Here is a 15,387-nt window from a genome sequence, read left to right as displayed (position 1 = left end):
CCCGCGTCAGTGGTGGCAGTCCAGCGCTTCGACGACATCCTCAAGCCGCGCAGGATCGCCCAGCGCCAGGACGTGCCCGTCCGACTGCGCGTTGAGCGGTTCGCCGTTCCAGTCGCACATGGTGCCGCCCGCACCCTCGACCACCGGCACCAGCGCCGCCCAGTCGTGAATCTTGAGCCCCGCTTCGCACACCACGTCGAGATGGCCGGAGGCGAGCAGGCCGTAGTTGTAGCAGTCCCCCCCCATGACCATGCGCTTGTGGTCGGTCTTCGCCGCCAGCGCCATGAAATGCTCGCCCTGATGGTCATCGAAATAATGCGGACCGGTCGTCGCCAGCATGGCCTCGGAAAGTTCCCGGCACGAACGGGTCCGCACTTCCTGCCCATTGAACGTGGTGGCGAAGCCGCTCGCGCCCACCCAGCGTTCGCGCAGGATCGGCTGGTCGATGATCCCGAGCACGGGCCAGCCATCTACCAGCAAGGCGATCAGCGTGCCGAAGATAGGCCTTCCGGCAATGAACGAGACCGTACCGTCGATCGGGTCGAGAACCCAGGTCCGGCCGGACGAGCCTTCCTCCGTGCCGAACTCTTCGCCGATGATACCGTCGCGCGGCACTTCTGCCTTGAGAATGCGCCGCATCACTTCCTCGGCGGAACGGTCGGCCACGGTTACGGGCGAGGCATCGCCCTTTCGCTCGATACCGACGCCGGATCGGAAATGCGGGCGAATCGCGTCACCGGCGGCATCGGCGAGACGCAGGGCGAGGGCAATGTCGTTATCCAGTTTCATGCCCCCGCTCTGCCCGTCGCCGCGCGGACTGGTCAAGGGACCATCGAAAAAACCCCGGAAATGGGAGAAAACAGCACGCGTTTTCGCCTCTTATATGGTTTTCCCACATTGCAGCCGAAGCGCGAGGGACCTAGTTTTCCGGAGCGGGGAGCGTCACTCAAGACGGGCAGGGCATGCACTACAGAATGCGTCCGGCAATCGACAGGTCGATCGCGCCGGAACAAGGGTTGCCCCGAGAGGGTCAGCCGATCAGTTACAACCGGGCTCGGCGCCGGACCTCGCCCCCTGGACTCTCACGGCTCTACGTGACCAGGATTGCGGCGCCGGTGGATCACACCGTTTCCTGCGGCCTGCTGTGCGACGCGGCATTCCTGCGCGTCCAGCTTGCCGGCCTGTGGGAAGCCCGGACCGCCGACGGCCGCGTGGAGGCGGGAAACGGGGCGATGTTCTTCGGTCCGCATTCCCGCCGGATGCCGATCGCGATGACGGGAAGCTTCATCAGCGTCGGGATGGCTTTCCGGCCGGGCGCCTGTACCGCGCTGCGCGGTCCGCATATCGCCGAATATGTCGACCGCATCGTCCCGACCGACGCGATCGCGATGCCCTCGGACCAGATACTCTCGATGCTTCCCCCGGATGGCGAACCGGAGGACTGGCTCCAGGCCATCGAGGACATCATCCGTGCGCGGGTTCTGGAGCTCGGCTGCGATGCGCCCGATCCGGTCACCGCCCGCTTCGAAGAAATCTGCTACCGCGATCCGACCATGACGGTGGGCAGGGCCGCGATCGAATGCGGCGTGGAACGACGCAAGCTGGAGCGCGTGATCAGCCGCGATTTCGGCATGGCGCCCAAGCAGGTCCTGCGCCGGGCCCGCGCGCTAGACATGGCAAGCTGCCTTCGCGGTGTGGCCGACAGGGAGGAAGCGGACGAGATCGCCCTGCGCTACTATGACGAGAGCCACCTCATCCACGAATTCACCGAGCTGTTCGGGATATCGCCCCGCCAGTTCGTGATAACGCCCCAGCCGATCCTGACGATTGCCCTGGAATCGCGCCAGTCCCGGCGGCTGGAAGCGCTGAAGCGGCTCAGGCCCGGACAGAGCAGGCCGTGGGAGTGACGCGGAACGCAAAACGCCTCCGGCGCGTGCGGAGCGTTTTTGATAGCAACGTTCCACGTGTGACAATCGCCTCCCGAGGGAGGCAGATTGCCGATCAGTCGAACAGGCTCGAAACCGAGCTTTCGTCGGCGATGCGGCGGATCGCCTCGCCGATCAGCGGCGCGATGGTCAGGATGCGGATCTTGTCCGACTGCTGCGCGGCTTCGGTCGCCTGGATCGAATCGGTGATGACCAGTTCCTTCAGCGCCGAGTTGGTGACGCGCGAAACCGCCGCACCGGACAGCACGCCGTGGGTGATGTAGGCGGTGACGCTGGTGGCGCCTTCGTCCATCAGGGCCTGCGCGGCGTTGCAGAGCGTGCCGCCCGAATCGATGATATCGTCGATCAGGATGCAGGCGCGGCCCTTCACGTCGCCGATGATGTTCATGACTTCCGACTGGCCCGGACGGTCACGACGCTTGTCGACGATGGCGAGCGGCGCATTGTCGAGGCGCTTGGCCAGCGAACGGGCGCGCACCACGCCGCCGACGTCAGGCGAAACCACCATCAGCGACTGGTCGCCGTAGCGGGCCTGGATATCCGCCGCCATGACGGGGGCCGCGAAGAGGTTGTCGGTGGGGATGTCGAAGAAGCCCTGGATCTGGCCAGCGTGCAGATCGACCGAGAGCACACGGTCGGCGCCGGCTTCGGTAATCAGGTTGGCGACCAGCTTGGCCGAAATCGGCGTGCGCGGGCCGGGCTTGCGGTCCTGGCGGGCGTAACCGAAGTAGGGGATGACCGCCGTGATGCGCTTGGCCGAAGCGCGGCGCAGCGCGTCGATGCCGATCAGCAGTTCCATGAGATTGTCGTTCACGGGATAGCTGGTGGGCTGGACGATGAAGACATCCTCGCCGCGCACGTTCTCGTGGATTTCGACGAAGATTTCCTCGTCGGCGAAGCGGCGCACCGCCGCATCGGTGAGCGGCAGTTCGAGATACCCCGCGATCGCACGAGCGAGCGGAAGGTTGCTGTTGCCGGACATGATCTTCATTGCGAATCCCCGAGACGGCCGATTGGGCTATGGCTGAACGCGCCCGCCTCTAGCCATGAGTCATCGGATTGCAATAGAAAGCGGCGCTTTTCACCGTGAAGCCAACGCGAAAAGGCCGGCCCCGGATATCCCGGAACCGGCCTTTCGAATGTACAAGTGCTTGATTGGAAAAGCGCCCCGCGCCCATCCATCACGCCGTCAGCCGTGACGGTGTTCGCCCTTGATCCAGCGCACCGTCCCCGAGCTGGCCCGCATGACGACACTCTCCGTCGTCATCTTGCCGCCCTTGAGGCGCTTGACGCCGGAGAGCAGCGAACCATCGGTAACGCCGGTGGCCGCAAAAATGCAGTCGCCCTTGGCGAGATCCTTGAGCGTGTAGATCCGGTCGAGATCCTCGATGCCCCACTTGCGGGCGCGGCTGCGCTCGTCATCGTTGCGGAACAGGAGCTTGCCCTGGATCTGGCCGCCGACGCAGCGCAGGGCGGCTGCCGCCAGCACGCCTTCCGGAGCACCGCCGGAGCCCATGTAGATGTCGATCGTGGTGTTCTCGTCCGTCACCGCGATCACGCCGGCCACGTCGCCATCGGGAATCAGGTGGATGCCGCAGCCGATGTCGCGAAGCTCCGCAATCAGATCGGCATGGCGCGGACGATCGAGCACGCAGACGATGATCTCTTCCGGCTTCACGCCCTTGGCCGCCGCCACCGCCGCGACGTTCTCGGTCGCGGTCTTGCGCAGGTCGATCACGCCATCGGGATAGCCGGGGCCGACCGCCAGCTTCTGCATGTAGACGTCGGGAGCGTTCAGCAGGCCGCCCTCTTCGGCAGCGGCAAGGACCGCCAGCGCGTTCGGGCCTGCCTTGGCGGTGATCGTCGTGCCTTCCAGCGGATCGAGCGCGATATCGATCTTCGGACCGCGATCCGGGGCGCCGCCCACCTTCTCGCCGATGAACAGCATCGGCGCCTCGTCGCGCTCGCCCTCGCCGATGACGACGGTGCCGTCCATGTAAAGCGTGTCGAAAGCCTTGCGCATTGCCTCGACTGCGGCATGGTCCGCAGCCTTCTCGTCGCCGCGACCGATGAGATGCGAGGCTGCGATCGCCGCCGCTTCGGTTACACGGACCATTTCGAGCACGAGAACGCGGTCGAGAACTTTACTTGCAGGAGTCTTGTTTTCAGGCATGTTCACTCCGGATTAATCCGAGGAGGAAAGGTTCGGGGAGCGGCTTAGACAGAGGAATTTCAATTGTCGAGAAGATGGCGGATACTATTCGCAATCGCATTGTCAGCCCCCGCTCCGGCGATCGCACAGGTGAATACCGGCGGCGCCACGACGACTTCAGGCGCCGGTTCCAACACCCCCTCCATATCCGATGAAGATCGCGCCGTGGCGCAGAAGATGATGTCCCAGGGAGGCCGGATAACGCCGGAATCGGCCCGCAAGCGCTGCCTGCGCGAAGGCCGTCCGGGTGAAATCGTGGTCTGCGCCCCGGACGAGGAAAAGTACCGGATCCCGTCCACTTCGCAGGAAGATCCGGAATCGCCGCAAGCGCTGAACGACGGCAGGCTCCATCCGCCCGACGTTGCCGGCAACGGCATCTTCAGGGGCAAGGCCACGATGGGCGGGATGTGCCTCGTGCCGCCCTGTCCGAAAACGCCCTACCTGATCGATCTGTCCTCCATCCCGGAGGCGCCGGCAGGCTCGGACGCGGACAAGATCGCCAAAGGCGAGATGCGCGCGCACTGAAGGGCGCGAAAGACTGGCGGGAGCGAACGGGCGCATCATGGCGCCCGTTCATTCTCTCACCCCTCGATGATCTGCATCACAAGCGGCCGGGCGGTCAGGCTGTCCGATCCGTCGAGGATGCGCAGCGCTTCGTTCACGGCCGATTCGGGGCCATCATGCGTGACGATGGCAAGGATCGCCTCGCCAGCCTGCTCGGCCTCGCCCTTCTGGATCATGCTGGCGATCGAGACGCCGGCATCGCGCATGGCCGCCGTGATGTTGGCCAGCACGCCCGGACGGTCCGGCACGGTGAAGCGGATGTAGCACCGTCCGCGGCGGTGCCCGGTCGGCGCCGGCTCCATCGCCTCCAGTTCGCCCTCGGGCATCGAGAACGCCGCCCCCTTCTCACCGCGCGCGATATCCATGATATCGGCAACGACGGCGCTGGCAGTCGGCCCGTCACCGGCACCGGCACCCTGGAACAGCAGGCGCCCCATGAAATTGCCCTCGGCGACAACCGCATTAGTCGCACCATCGACATGGGCCAGCGGATGGTCGAACGGCACCAGATGCGGATGGACCCGCTGGAACAGGCGGCTGGAACCGTCTGCCCGGTCAACCTCGCTCATGCCGATCAGGCGGATCACATAGCCCAGCGAACGCGCCTGCTCGATGTCGGCAGCCTTCACGCGGGAAATGCCGGTCGTCTCCACCGCATCGAAGCGCAGACGCGATCCGAAGGCGATCGCAGCCAGGATAGAGAGCTTGTGCGCGGCGTCGATGCCCTCGACGTCGAAGGTCGGATCGGCCTCTGCATAACCCATGCGCTGGGCCTCGGCGAGAACATCACCAAAGTCGCGCCCGGTATCCTCCATGGTGGACAGGATGTAGTTGCAGGTGCCGTTCAGTATGCCGTAGACCCGTTCTATGGCATTGGCTGCAGCGCCTTCGCTAAGGCCCTTGATCACCGGGATTCCGCCCGCCACCGCCGCCTCGAACTTGAGCGCAACCCCGGCCTTTTCGGCAGCGGAAGCCAGTTCCAGGCCATGGTGCGCGATCATCGCCTTGTTGGCGGTGACAAGGCCCTTGCCCTGGCCGATGGCATTGCGCGCCAGCGCCAGTGCAGGACCGTCCGAGCCGCCGACCATCTCCACCACCACATCGACATCGGGGCGAGCGGCAAGCGCAGCGGGGTCGTCTACCCAGTCATAGCGCGAAAGGTCGACACCGCGATCCTTCGTACGGTCACGCGCGCTGACGGCGGCAATGCGAATCGGCCTCCGCGCACGGCGGGCAATCAGTTCGGCATTGGTCTCGATGAGACGGACGACACCCGTGCCGACGGTCCCCAGACCGGCCAGCGCAATATTCAGCGGTTCAACCATGGAGTTCCCTTTCGGGAGCGGCACCTAGGGGAGCCCACGGCGAAATTCCAGTACCTTCGCGCTCCCCATCGGCGAAACCTCTCGCCGGCCCGGCTCAACCCTGCCCGAGCGTCCTGCGGCATGGGCCGAGTTCGCCCAGAACCGTGCGATAGTCGGCATCGGCCTGACGGCGTCCTCGATCCCCTCGGAAACATTGGCGCGAGGCGGCGGATTGTTCGGCAGGAAGCAGGCGAGCCGATACCATTCGATGGTCTCGGGCTGTGGCGGATTGCCGATGTCCGCCACCAGCTCGGAGAAGGACACCCCCCAGGCCGGAGGCGAGCCCGGCTCGTGATGGACCGTGATCGAAGCAGCCGCGCCTTCGCGGGTGTTGAGGAAAATCTGCGTCTCCCCCTGTCCCGCAAGATTGCCCGGAACATAGAGCAGTTCACGTACCCCGGTGATGTGCACAGGCGCGTCGGGAGAGAGCAGCGTCTTGAGAATGCCCCTCACGCGCGCTTCCGCCTGATCGGTCCAGAGCTGCTGGGCGGTCGGCGTCACCAGTTGAAGCTCTCCGGGCCGCCCCGGAACGGCGCGTGCGAACAGCAGAACGTCCTGCTTCTTGAGATTCGGTGCCTTGCCCCTCGAATCGAGCGGCAGGTCGACCAGATAGACGAGCGATTCGCCGATCGGGGCCTTGCCGGCGATCAGCGCACGGGTCTGGGCCGTGACATAGAATCGCCCCATTCCCGGCGCCCGTCCCGGCGCGCGTTCATCCTCGACACGGACCATTTTGCGGACCTGCGCCTTAACCACGAGTCCAGCCGATTCGGCGAGATCGGCTATGTCGGCGAAAGTGGGGCCGGATGCATCCATTGCGGGCGCGGATGCGGTTAACTGCGCCAGGGCCGGAACTGCCTGCACGGCCAGCGCAACTCCCCCGAGATTCGCGACAAGTCGGTGCAACTTCGATGACATGCGAGGCAAACTCCGTGGAAAAGGCCAGCCTATAGCGGCTTGGGGCTCGGCCACAAAATCCCCCTTTTTCGATTGGAACTTATCCGCGCTGAATTGACCGTTAACGATTGACGTGCCGATAAGGCGTTGCACATGTGCAACTGCCCGGCTAAGAAACTCGCAAAATGGGGCCAAAAAACTAAAAAGTCCCACGGTTCGCCTCCCGTAAAATGTCAACGGAAAGGCTGACTGTCAGCCGTCAGGGTGGGTAATTTGGAGTTTCGTCATGGACCTTGCCTCTGGGTGAGGGCCATGGGCGCCCTTGGACACGTCCGGCTCGGGCTTTTCCGGGGCTTGGTAATGGAGTGATGCGTTTGAATGGCTTACGCTGACCAGCAAATGAGCGGTAACAAGATTACCGCGCTTGTCATTGTTGCGCTGATCCACGTCTTTGTAGGCTATGCGCTCGTCACGGGCCTGGCCTACCAGGCTGCGCAACAGGTCATCAAGAAGGTGACCACAGTCGACATCAAGGAAGAGAAACCGAAGGAGGAAGAGCCGCCGCCGCCGCCGCCGGAGCCGCAGGAAAATACCCCGCCGCCTCCGATCGTAGCGCCGCCGCCGCCGATCAACATCGCCCCGGCACCGCCGCCGGTGCAGACGGTGATCACACCTCCGCCGGCACCGCCGGTGGTGATCACGACCGCGGCGCCCCCGGCACCGCCGGCACCGCCGGCTGCGCCTCCCGGACCGTCAAAGGCTCGCGGCGTTTCGCCGAAGGGTCAGGCTGGCTGGGCTGCCCGCATTCAGAACAACTACCCGACCAAGGCTGCTCGTGAAGAGCGTGAAGGCCGCGTCGGTGTACGCGTTGCGATCGGTCCCGACGGCAAGGTCACGAGTTGCTCCGTCACTTCTTCGAGCGGTAGCCCCGATCTCGACGAAGCGGCTTGCGACGGCATGACCCGTTATGCGCGCTACAACCCCGCGCTTGACGATGCCGGCAACCCGATCGCGGGCAGCACTTCGACGGCGATCGTCTACAAGCTCAACTAACTTCTGACTGGTCGGGCCCACACCCGCGCCCGGATCGGTCCCTGCATTCTTCTTGAGAGGTAAATCGCATGCTTATCGTTGATATCCTTGCCGCCGCGGGCGATGCCGCGCCGCAGAACAAGTTCGGTTTCATGGAAGCCCTTCAGGCCGGTGGTTTCATCTCGTATGCCACCGTCATCATCATGGGCATCATGTCGTTCGGTTCGTTCTACATCCTGTTCACCAAGTGGTTCGAGCAGGCCAAGATCATGCGCCAGTTCAACGCAGTGCGCACCACCTTCTGGAAGGCCCCGACCCTTCGCGAAGGCGCAGCCAAGCTCGAGAAGAACAGCGCATGGCGCCAGCTCGTCGACGACGGCATCGCCGCTGAAGACCAGCACGCCAAGATGACCGATTCGCTCGAAGCCCATGACTGGATGCAAGCTTCGCTCGCGCGTTCGGAAGCTTCGATCAACGCTCGCCTTGCACAGGGCCTGCCGTTCCTCGCCACCGTCGGCGCAACCGCACCGTTCATCGGTCTGTTCGGTACCGTCGTCGGCATCTACCGCGCCCTGATCGCCATCGGCATCGCCGGTTCGGCTTCGATCGACAAGGTTGCCGGCCCCGTCGGTGAATCGCTGATCATGACCGCACTCGGCCTGATCGTCGCCGTTCCCGCCGTTCTGGCCTACAACTACCTGCAGAGCCGCAACAAGCGCATTGCAGAACTGCTGACCGGCTTCTCGAGCGACGTTCTCGCGAACATCAACTCGCGTGGCGCCGTGAAGCCCCTCGTTGCTGCTGCTCCGGCGAAGCCCGCCGCCGCTCCGGCCAAGCCCGCCGCTGCCCCGGCCAAGCCGTAAGCAGCACGGGACGCGCGCCGCACAAGCGGCCGCGCGTCCAAGGGGCCAGGCGACGGTGCGTTGCATGCGCGTCCGTCGCCTCCCCAAGGCAACGCAAGGATTAGGATAAGACTATGGCGATATCCACGGGCGGAGGCGGTGCCGAAAAACCGATGTCCGAAATCAACACTACGCCGCTCGTCGACGTCATGTTGGTGCTCTTGATCATCTTCCTGATCGCGGTTCCGGTTGCGATCCAGACGATCGAAAAGCTGCGCATTCCGATCATCGAGGCTGTCGAATCGAAGGACAAGGTCGAAAACCTTCTCCTCACCGTTTCGACCACCGACGATGCCGGCAAGGCTGCGGGTGAACCCGGTTATGCCGGTGCTTCGCGCAACGGCGAATGCCGCGTCTACTTCAACAACATCACGCCGGTGACCTCGCAGGAACTGCGCGACCAGGCCTTCAAGCGTCTCGATGCGATCGTGAAGCGCGAAGGTGGCCCGCAGGCCCTTCAGGCCAACCCCGATCTCGTGCCGCAGGTCCACATTCGCGGTGACGTCAACGCCCCGTGGCGCTGCGTTGCCGGTGCGATCTACAACGTCCAGATCTCGGGTTATCCGACGGTTGGTTTCATCACCAACCCGGTTGATCCGAACGGCTGACGTTCAGGCAGGAACAGGAGTAACTTTCCATGGCAATGTCAGGCGGTAGCGATGATGGCTCGCCGATGATGGACATGAACACGACGCCGCTTATCGACGTCATGCTCGTGCTCCTCATCATGTTCATCATCACCATCCCGGTTGCGACCCACTCGATCGATATCGATCTCCCGGTCGCGACTCCTCCGGACAACAATCCTCCGCCGGTCGACCCGATCCGTAACAAGGTCGTGCTCACCGCGGATGACAAGATCCTCTGGAACGGCACACAGGTTGACGGTCCGGGTCTGGCCAAGCTGCTCAAGCAGTCGCTCAGCTACCCGGTCGAACCCGAGCTGCAGTACCAGCCGGAGCCGCAAGCCAGCTATGAACTCTCGGCCTCCGTGCTGCAGGTCATCAAGGCTGCGGAAGTCACGAAGTTCGGCTTCGTGGGCAACGAACAGTTCCGCGACTTCGGCAAGTAAGCCGACTAGCGGAACCGGTCTCTCAAGGACCAATGAAGGGGCGGAGCAATCCGCCCCTTTTTTGCTGCCCGAAAGCTTCCAGGGTTGGGCTCTACTCTTCCTCCGGCAGGGCCACGGGATCCATTCTCATGGCCAGCGAAGCAAGGCTTTCCGCCTCCACCAGCAGGTCTTCGTCAGCCGAGCCCGAGGGGAGCGATTCGCGCCCGATCATGGACAGCGCCGGCACCGAAAGCGGGCTGATCCGATCGAGGTGGACGTGATCGATTTCACGCGCGGCCCGGTCCAGAACATCCACCACGCGGGCCTCGTCCGTCATGCGGGCGCGCGCATCGGCCCAGGCAGCCTCGATCAGCAGGTGATCCGGCTCGTACTTGCGAAGTACGTCGTAAATGAGATCGGTCGAGAACGTGACCTGCCGGCCGGACTTGCGCTTCCCGGGCTGCTGCCGTTCGACGAGGCCCGATATGACGGCCACTTCGCGAAAGGCGCGGCGCAACAGGTAGGATTGCTGTACCCAGTCGACGAATTCATGCGTGAGGATGTCGGGCGACAGCAGCGCCGCCGGGTCGTCCACGGCCTTGAGCCCCCAGACGACCAGCGCATAGTCCGTGGCGACGAAGCCGAGCGGGCCCAGCCCCCGGTCTTCCATGCGCCGGGTTATGAGCATTCCCAGCGACTGGTTCGCCGGCCAGCCTTCGAACGTGTAATAGGTCGTGTAGGCGTGGCCCCGATGCGGAAAGCTCTCCACCAGCAGCCGGCCCGGCGCCGGCAGGTGGGAACGCCAGCCCTGCACCTCCAGCCATTCGCGGACATCATCCGGGAACCGTGCCCATCCTGCCTGGTCGGAAAGCATGGCGCGTACCCGATCAGCGAGATGCGTGGAGATCGGCATCCGCTGCCCCATGTAGCTGGGAATGGTCGCCGAACGCCGGGCGGCCCGTACGATCAGTTCCAGATCGCGGAGGGCTTCCACCTCGAGGTCCATTCCCGCAAAACGGAAGGTATCGCCGGGCTTCAGGCTGGCACCGAATCCTTCCTCCACCCGTCCCAGCGAACGGCCGTTGCGGAACCGAACATCCAGCATCTCCGCATCGACGATAATCCCGGCATTGAGCCGATGCCGCGCGGCATGTTCGGGATGGGTGAGCCTCCAGCGCCAGCCTGAAGTGCCATCCTTCTCCCGCACGATACGGCGGAACCGGTCGTAGGATCGCAAGGCATATCCACCGGTCGCCACGAAATCGAGCACCCTTGCGAAGATGGCCTCGTCCACCCATGCGTAAGCGAGCGAGGAGCGCACTTCCCGCAGCAGGTCTTCCTCCCGGAAAGGGCCGGAACATGCGATGGCCATGACGTGCTGCGCGAGCACGTCGAGCCCACCGGGGCGGAAGCCCTCACCGTCGCGCTGGCCCTCCTGAACCGCCTCCCGGGCCGCGAAAGCCTCCAGGAATTCGAAGCGGTTGCCCGGCACCAGCAACGCCTTGCTCGGTTGGTCCAGCCGGTGATTGGCGCGTCCGATGCGTTGCAGCAGGCGCGAGGAGCCCTTTGGCGCACCCATCTGCACCACGAGATCTATATCACCCCAATCGACACCTAGATCGAGGCTGGCGGTACAGACAAGGGCCCTGAGGCGCCCTTCCGCCATCGCGCCTTCCACCTTGCGACGTGCCTCCTTCGAGAGCGAGCCGTGGTGGATTCCGATCGGCAGATTGTCCTCGTTCGCGTTCCAGATTTCCTGGAATATGTACTCCGCGAGAAAGCGGGTGTTGGTGAAGATCAGCGTGGTGCGATGCGCCTTGATCTGTTCGATGAGTTGCGGCACCGCCCAGGTTGCCGCGTGACCGCTCCATGGGATGCGCTCCTCCTGCGGCAGCAGGATCGAGACGTCGGGATCGGCCCCTTCCTCCCCCTCCACGAGTTCGACCCCGTCGATATCGCCCCATGGTGCCAGCCAACCGCGAAAGGCATCGGGATCGGCGAGCGTCGCCGACAGCCCGGCCCGTTGCAGTTCCGGCGACAGCGCCTGAAGCCGGGACAATGCCAATGCCAGCAGGTCTCCCCGTTTGCCCGTGGCAAAGGCATGGATTTCATCAATGACGACGCGCTTGAGCCCGGCGAACAGCTCCGGCGCCTCCGGATAGCTCAGCAGGAGCGAGAGCGACTCCGGGGTGGTGAGCAGAACATGCGGCGGCCGCGCCCGCTGGCGGGCCTTGCGGTCCGAGGGCGTATCGCCGCTGCGCGTCTCGATGCGGATAGGCAGGCCCATCTCCTCCACCGGCGTGAGCAGGTTGCGCTGCACGTCATGGGCAAGGGCCTTCAGCGGCGAGACGTAGAGCGTGTGCAGCCCATCCGGCGCCCTGGCACCGCCCAGCCGCGAGGGGCAGAACGCCGAGAGGGTCGGCAAGAAGCCCGCCAGCGTCTTGCCCGCGCCGGTATCGGCGACGAGCAATGCATGATTCCCCCGGTCCGAGGCTCCCAGCATCTCCATCTGGTGGCGACGCACCCGCCAGCCGCGCGCAGAGAACCACTCCGCTATCTCCACAGGCACCGGCGGTCCGCCGGTCACGATTTCGGTCTCGAGGAGAACACGGTCTGGAACATCATCCGAGGTGGAGCATATCGGCGCCCAAGAGGAAAGCCCGAGCCCGCATCGAGGTTGCAGGTCCAATCTTCTTGCGCGCCGGGCGGGCTTGGCCGATGAATTCCCATCCCTCGCAAGGAGATCGCGCGCCGATGCCGACCGGACAGGACTTCAGCCACCTGATCGCCCTTGCCGTCAGCCTTGCCCTCGGCCTGCTGGTGGGCCTGCAGCGCGGCTGGGCGACCCGCGAACAGGCGGACGGCACGCGCTTCGCCGGCATTCGCACTTTTGCCCTGCTTGCCCTGGCGGGAGGCGTGGCGGGCGTGATGTTCGCCGATGCCCCCGGCCCTGCCACCGTGCTCATCGCTGCCGCCGCCGCGCTGGTGATCGCCGGCTACGTCCGCGATGCCCGCGTCAACGACCGCGTGAGCGGAACCTCGGGCGTGGTGGCCCTGCTCACCCTGGTGAGCGGGCTGCTCGTGGGCATGGGAGAGCGCCTGATCGGCACCGCGATCGCGGTCGTCATGGTCCTGCTGCTCGCCATGCGGGAACAGCTCCATGGCTGGATCGATCGCCTGAGCCAGCGCGAGGTGCTCTCGATCGCCCGCTTCGCGCTCATCGCGCTCGTCATCCTGCCGTTGCTGCCGGACCGGAACTTCGGGCCGTTCGATGCCTGGAACCCCCGCAAGCTCTGGCTGATCGTCGTGTTCGTGTCCGGCTTCTCCTTCGCGGGCTACTTCGCCACGCGGATCGTCGGCGCGGCGCGCGGCATCATCGCCACCGCGGCGGCAGGCGCACTGGTTTCCTCCACGGCCGTCACCGCCTCGATCGCCAATCGCCTGAAGGAAGACACGATCCCGGCGCCGGTCCTGGCCGCCGCGATTTCGGTTTCCTCGGTCGTGATGTTCCTGCGCGTCATGGTGCTGGCGGGATTGCTGGCACCGGCCGCCCTGCCGATGCTCGCCAAACTCATAGCCCCGGGCCTCGTCGTCAGCCTCGGCTGCGCGGCATTCCACCTGCATCGCACCCGCTTCGTGGAAGCAGGCGACACCAGTCATGAAATGAGATCCGCAATCCGTTTGACATCGGTCCCGCACTCATGCTGACGGGACTTGTCATGGTGCTGACCGTGGCCTCGCTCTGGGTGCTCCAGAACTTCGGAGACCGGGGCCTTGCGCTGGTCCTTGCGATCTCCGGCACGGTGGACGTCGATTCCGCGATCATCACCATGGGCGGCCTCGCCGGAAGGACGCTGGATGCGCGAACCGCCGGTCTCGTCCTGGCCGTGCCGGTGGCGCTGAACACGCTGTTCAAGGGCGGCGTGGTCGCCAGCGTCGCGGGTTGGGAGAAAGGCCGGCAAGGCATCATTCCCCTGATCGCCAGCGCCATCGCGGTCGGCCTGGCCTGGCTGCTCCTGCGCTAGCCTGTAAACCCGCGCCGCAGCCCCGAAGCCGCAAGCTGGGCATCCACTTCGGCGATCAGGCGGGTCAGTCCGGCCGCCGTATCGCTCTCGGCCCGGGCGACCAGCACGTCCTGCGTATTGGATGCCCTGAGCAGCCACCAGCCGTCCGGCGTGGTAACGCGCACACCGTCGATATCCACGAACTGCGCACCGGCCCCGGCCAGACGCTCGCGCACTTCCGCGATCGCGGCGAACTTGCGGCTCTCGTCCACCTGGAACCGCAGTTCAGGCGTGTTGAGCATTTCCGGCATTGCGCCCCTGAGCGCGGTGACAGACCGCCCCAGACGAACCGTGGCCGCCATCAGCCGCACGGCGGCATAAAGCGCATCGTCGAAGCCGTAGAAGTCGTCGGCGAAGAAGACATGGGCACTCGTCTCCCCCGCGAGCGGCGCGCCGATTTCCTTCATTTTGGACTTCATGTGGGAATGCCCGCTCTTCCACATGAGCGGCTTTCCTCCGTGGCGCGCAATGGCGCCGAACAGCGCGCCCGAGGCCTTGACGTCGGCGATCACGGTGGCACCCGGCATCCGCTGAAGCAGATCCTCGGCAAATATGCCAAGCAACTGGTCTCCCCAGATCACCCGGCCCAGCCCGTCGACAACGCCGATCCGGTCCGCGTCGCCATCAAAAGCCACTCCGAAATCGAGGTTCTTGGCAGCGACGAGCGCCTTCAGATCTGCGAGGTTGCTTTCCTCGGTCGGATCCGGGTGATGGTTGGGAAAATTCCCATCGACTTGGGTGAAAAGCAGATGGTGCTCGCCAGGCAAACGCGAAGTCAGCATTTCCAGCGCGGGCCCGGCGGCCCCGTTTCCGGCATCCCAGCCGATCCGCAAACCCCGCAAGTCGGTGGTCGCGATTCCGGCGATCCCCTCGACGATCCGGCTGACATAGGGTTCGAACACATCGCGGACTTCAACGCGCCCGGCGCCTTCGTCCCACTCACCGGCCGCCGCCATGGCCCCAAGGCGGAGGATATCCGCGCCGAAGAACGGGCTTCCTCCCATTACCATCTTGAAGCCATTGTGATCGGCGGGATTGTGGCTGCCAGTTATCTGAATGCCGCCCTGTACATCTTCGGCTGAGGCCTCCGCGTAATAGAGCATCGGCGTCGGCCCCAGGCCGATGCGCACCACGTCCACGCCGCTGGCCGTCAACCCTTCGACAAGAGCCGCTTCCAGCATCGGCGAACTGAGCCGCCCGTCATAACCTACGGCAACCTTTCGGCCTCCGCCGCGGCGCAGGATCGTTGCAAAGCCGCGCCCGATCGCGCGGGCGTCCGCCGGTCCAAGGTAACGGCCGACCACACCGCGAATGTCGTATTCACGCAGGATCGTGGGATCGAACCTGTGGCTCAT

15 protein-coding genes are annotated in these 15,387 nt (G+C 64.9%); 8 read left to right on the top strand and 7 right to left on the bottom strand.

The features are described 5' to 3' along the window. Positions 1–6: 6 nt before the first annotated feature. Complete coding sequence (gene hisN / locus ADT71_RS29125) at positions 7–789, bottom strand: histidinol-phosphatase (protein ID WP_054442170.1); 783 nt, start codon at positions 787–789, stop codon at positions 7–9. 305 nt (positions 790–1,094) lie between these two features. Here hisN and ADT71_RS29120 point away from each other — a divergent pair, with 305 nt between their 5' ends. Then, positions 1,095–1,907, top strand: coding sequence for a helix-turn-helix domain-containing protein (locus tag ADT71_RS29120; RefSeq protein WP_369818368.1), 813 nt, complete (start codon positions 1,095–1,097; stop codon positions 1,905–1,907). 94 nt (positions 1,908–2,001) lie between these two features. On the opposite strand, the gene ADT71_RS29115 is transcribed toward ADT71_RS29120, so the two are convergent. Together ADT71_RS29115 and glpX are read right to left on the bottom strand one after the other, a co-directional pair. Beyond that, positions 2,002–2,937 (bottom strand): ribose-phosphate pyrophosphokinase, encoded by a 936-nt coding sequence (locus tag ADT71_RS29115; RefSeq protein WP_054442168.1) that lies wholly within the window; start codon positions 2,935–2,937, stop codon positions 2,002–2,004. Between the two features lie 198 nt (positions 2,938–3,135). After that, positions 3,136–4,119, bottom strand: coding sequence for a class II fructose-bisphosphatase (glpX, locus tag ADT71_RS29110; protein ID WP_054442289.1), 984 nt, complete (start codon positions 4,117–4,119; stop codon positions 3,136–3,138). Positions 4,120–4,248: 129 nt separating this feature from the next. Between glpX and ADT71_RS29105 the strand changes: the two genes are divergently transcribed. Further along, positions 4,249–4,683: a hypothetical protein gene (locus ADT71_RS29105; RefSeq protein ID WP_231636304.1), complete on the top strand. Its 435-nt coding sequence runs from the start codon at positions 4,249–4,251 to the stop codon at positions 4,681–4,683. 56 nt (positions 4,684–4,739) lie between these two features. Here the strand turns inward: ADT71_RS29105 and ADT71_RS29100 are convergent, their stop codons facing one another. Beyond that, complete coding sequence (locus tag ADT71_RS29100) at positions 4,740–6,047, bottom strand: homoserine dehydrogenase (protein ID WP_054442287.1); 1,308 nt, start codon at positions 6,045–6,047, stop codon at positions 4,740–4,742. Between the two features lie 24 nt (positions 6,048–6,071). Further along, on the bottom strand, positions 6,072–7,004 hold the full coding sequence (locus ADT71_RS29095) for a hypothetical protein (protein WP_369818367.1): 933 nt from the start codon (positions 7,002–7,004) through the stop codon (positions 6,072–6,074). A 357-nt stretch (positions 7,005–7,361) separates the two neighbouring features. Between ADT71_RS29095 and ADT71_RS29090 the strand changes: the two genes are divergently transcribed. The 4 genes from ADT71_RS29090 to ADT71_RS29075 all read left to right on the top strand — a co-directional run bounded on the left by ADT71_RS29090 (position 7,362) and on the right by ADT71_RS29075 (position 9,989). Continuing rightward, positions 7,362–8,036 carry a TonB family protein gene (locus ADT71_RS29090; RefSeq protein ID WP_054442167.1) on the top strand — a complete coding sequence of 225 codons (675 nt, stop codon included), beginning with the start codon at positions 7,362–7,364 and terminating at the stop codon, positions 8,034–8,036. A gap of 68 nt (positions 8,037–8,104) precedes the next feature. Further along, the gene (locus ADT71_RS29085; RefSeq protein ID WP_054442166.1) at positions 8,105–8,878 is read left to right on the top strand and encodes a MotA/TolQ/ExbB proton channel family protein; all 774 of its coding nucleotides are present in this window, start codon (positions 8,105–8,107) and stop codon (positions 8,876–8,878) included. 113 nt (positions 8,879–8,991) lie between these two features. After that, the gene (locus tag ADT71_RS29080; protein WP_185998401.1) at positions 8,992–9,525 is read left to right on the top strand and encodes a biopolymer transporter ExbD; all 534 of its coding nucleotides are present in this window, start codon (positions 8,992–8,994) and stop codon (positions 9,523–9,525) included. Between the two features lie 29 nt (positions 9,526–9,554). Then, complete coding sequence (locus ADT71_RS29075; protein ID WP_054442164.1) at positions 9,555–9,989, top strand: biopolymer transporter ExbD; 435 nt, start codon at positions 9,555–9,557, stop codon at positions 9,987–9,989. A gap of 91 nt (positions 9,990–10,080) precedes the next feature. Here the strand turns inward: ADT71_RS29075 and ADT71_RS29070 are convergent, their stop codons facing one another. Beyond that, the gene (locus ADT71_RS29070) at positions 10,081–12,555 is read right to left on the bottom strand and encodes a ligase-associated DNA damage response DEXH box helicase (protein WP_197283156.1); all 2,475 of its coding nucleotides are present in this window, start codon (positions 12,553–12,555) and stop codon (positions 10,081–10,083) included. A gap of 167 nt (positions 12,556–12,722) precedes the next feature. Here ADT71_RS29070 and ADT71_RS29065 point away from each other — a divergent pair, with 167 nt between their 5' ends. Continuing rightward, positions 12,723–13,676, top strand: a complete 954-nt coding sequence (locus tag ADT71_RS29065; protein WP_231636303.1) for a DUF4010 domain-containing protein — start codon at positions 12,723–12,725, stop codon at positions 13,674–13,676. After that, a complete protein-coding gene (locus ADT71_RS34745; protein ID WP_231636302.1) occupies positions 13,670–13,993 on the top strand; it encodes a DUF4010 domain-containing protein in 324 nt (107 codons plus the stop codon). The genes ADT71_RS29065 and ADT71_RS34745 overlap by 7 nt, the downstream gene beginning before the upstream one ends. Here the strand turns inward: ADT71_RS34745 and pgmG are convergent. Beyond that, positions 13,990–15,387 carry a phosphoglucomutase/phosphomannomutase PgmG gene (pgmG, locus tag ADT71_RS29060; protein ID WP_054442163.1) on the bottom strand — a complete coding sequence of 466 codons (1,398 nt, stop codon included), beginning with the start codon at positions 15,385–15,387 and terminating at the stop codon, positions 13,990–13,992. The two genes, ADT71_RS34745 and pgmG, sit on opposite strands and share 4 nt — an antisense overlap.

The sequence above is a fragment of the Novosphingobium sp. ST904 genome, assembly GCF_001298105.1.
Taxonomy (GTDB): domain Bacteria; phylum Pseudomonadota; class Alphaproteobacteria; order Sphingomonadales; family Sphingomonadaceae; genus Novosphingobium.
The sequence above is the reverse complement of the archived record's forward strand: the minus strand, read 5'-3'. Positions and strand labels throughout refer to the sequence as shown.

Excerpts from the sequence above, each read along its gene's own strand:
- ADT71_RS29080 (WP_185998401.1), top strand. The coding sequence starts at position 8,992 with ATGGCGATATCCACGGGCGGAGGCGGTGCCGAAAAACCGATGTCCGAA.
- pgmG (WP_054442163.1), bottom strand. The coding sequence starts at position 15,387 with ATGAGCCACAGGTTCGATCCCACGATCCTGCGTGAATACGACATTCGC.
- ADT71_RS29100 (WP_054442287.1), bottom strand. The coding sequence starts at position 6,047 with ATGGTTGAACCGCTGAATATTGCGCTGGCCGGTCTGGGGACCGTCGGC.
- glpX (WP_054442289.1), bottom strand. The coding sequence starts at position 4,119 with ATGCCTGAAAACAAGACTCCTGCAAGTAAAGTTCTCGACCGCGTTCTC.
- ADT71_RS34745 (WP_231636302.1), top strand. The coding sequence starts at position 13,670 with ATGCTGACGGGACTTGTCATGGTGCTGACCGTGGCCTCGCTCTGGGTG.
- ADT71_RS29075 (WP_054442164.1), top strand. The coding sequence starts at position 9,555 with ATGGCAATGTCAGGCGGTAGCGATGATGGCTCGCCGATGATGGACATG.
- ADT71_RS29090 (WP_054442167.1), top strand. The coding sequence starts at position 7,362 with ATGGCTTACGCTGACCAGCAAATGAGCGGTAACAAGATTACCGCGCTT.
- ADT71_RS29115 (WP_054442168.1), bottom strand. The coding sequence starts at position 2,937 with ATGAAGATCATGTCCGGCAACAGCAACCTTCCGCTCGCTCGTGCGATC.
- hisN (WP_054442170.1), bottom strand. The coding sequence starts at position 789 with ATGAAACTGGATAACGACATTGCCCTCGCCCTGCGTCTCGCCGATGCC.
- ADT71_RS29095 (WP_369818367.1), bottom strand. The coding sequence starts at position 7,004 with ATGTCATCGAAGTTGCACCGACTTGTCGCGAATCTCGGGGGAGTTGCG.
- ADT71_RS29065 (WP_231636303.1), top strand. The coding sequence starts at position 12,723 with ATGCCGACCGGACAGGACTTCAGCCACCTGATCGCCCTTGCCGTCAGC.
- ADT71_RS29085 (WP_054442166.1), top strand. The coding sequence starts at position 8,105 with ATGCTTATCGTTGATATCCTTGCCGCCGCGGGCGATGCCGCGCCGCAG.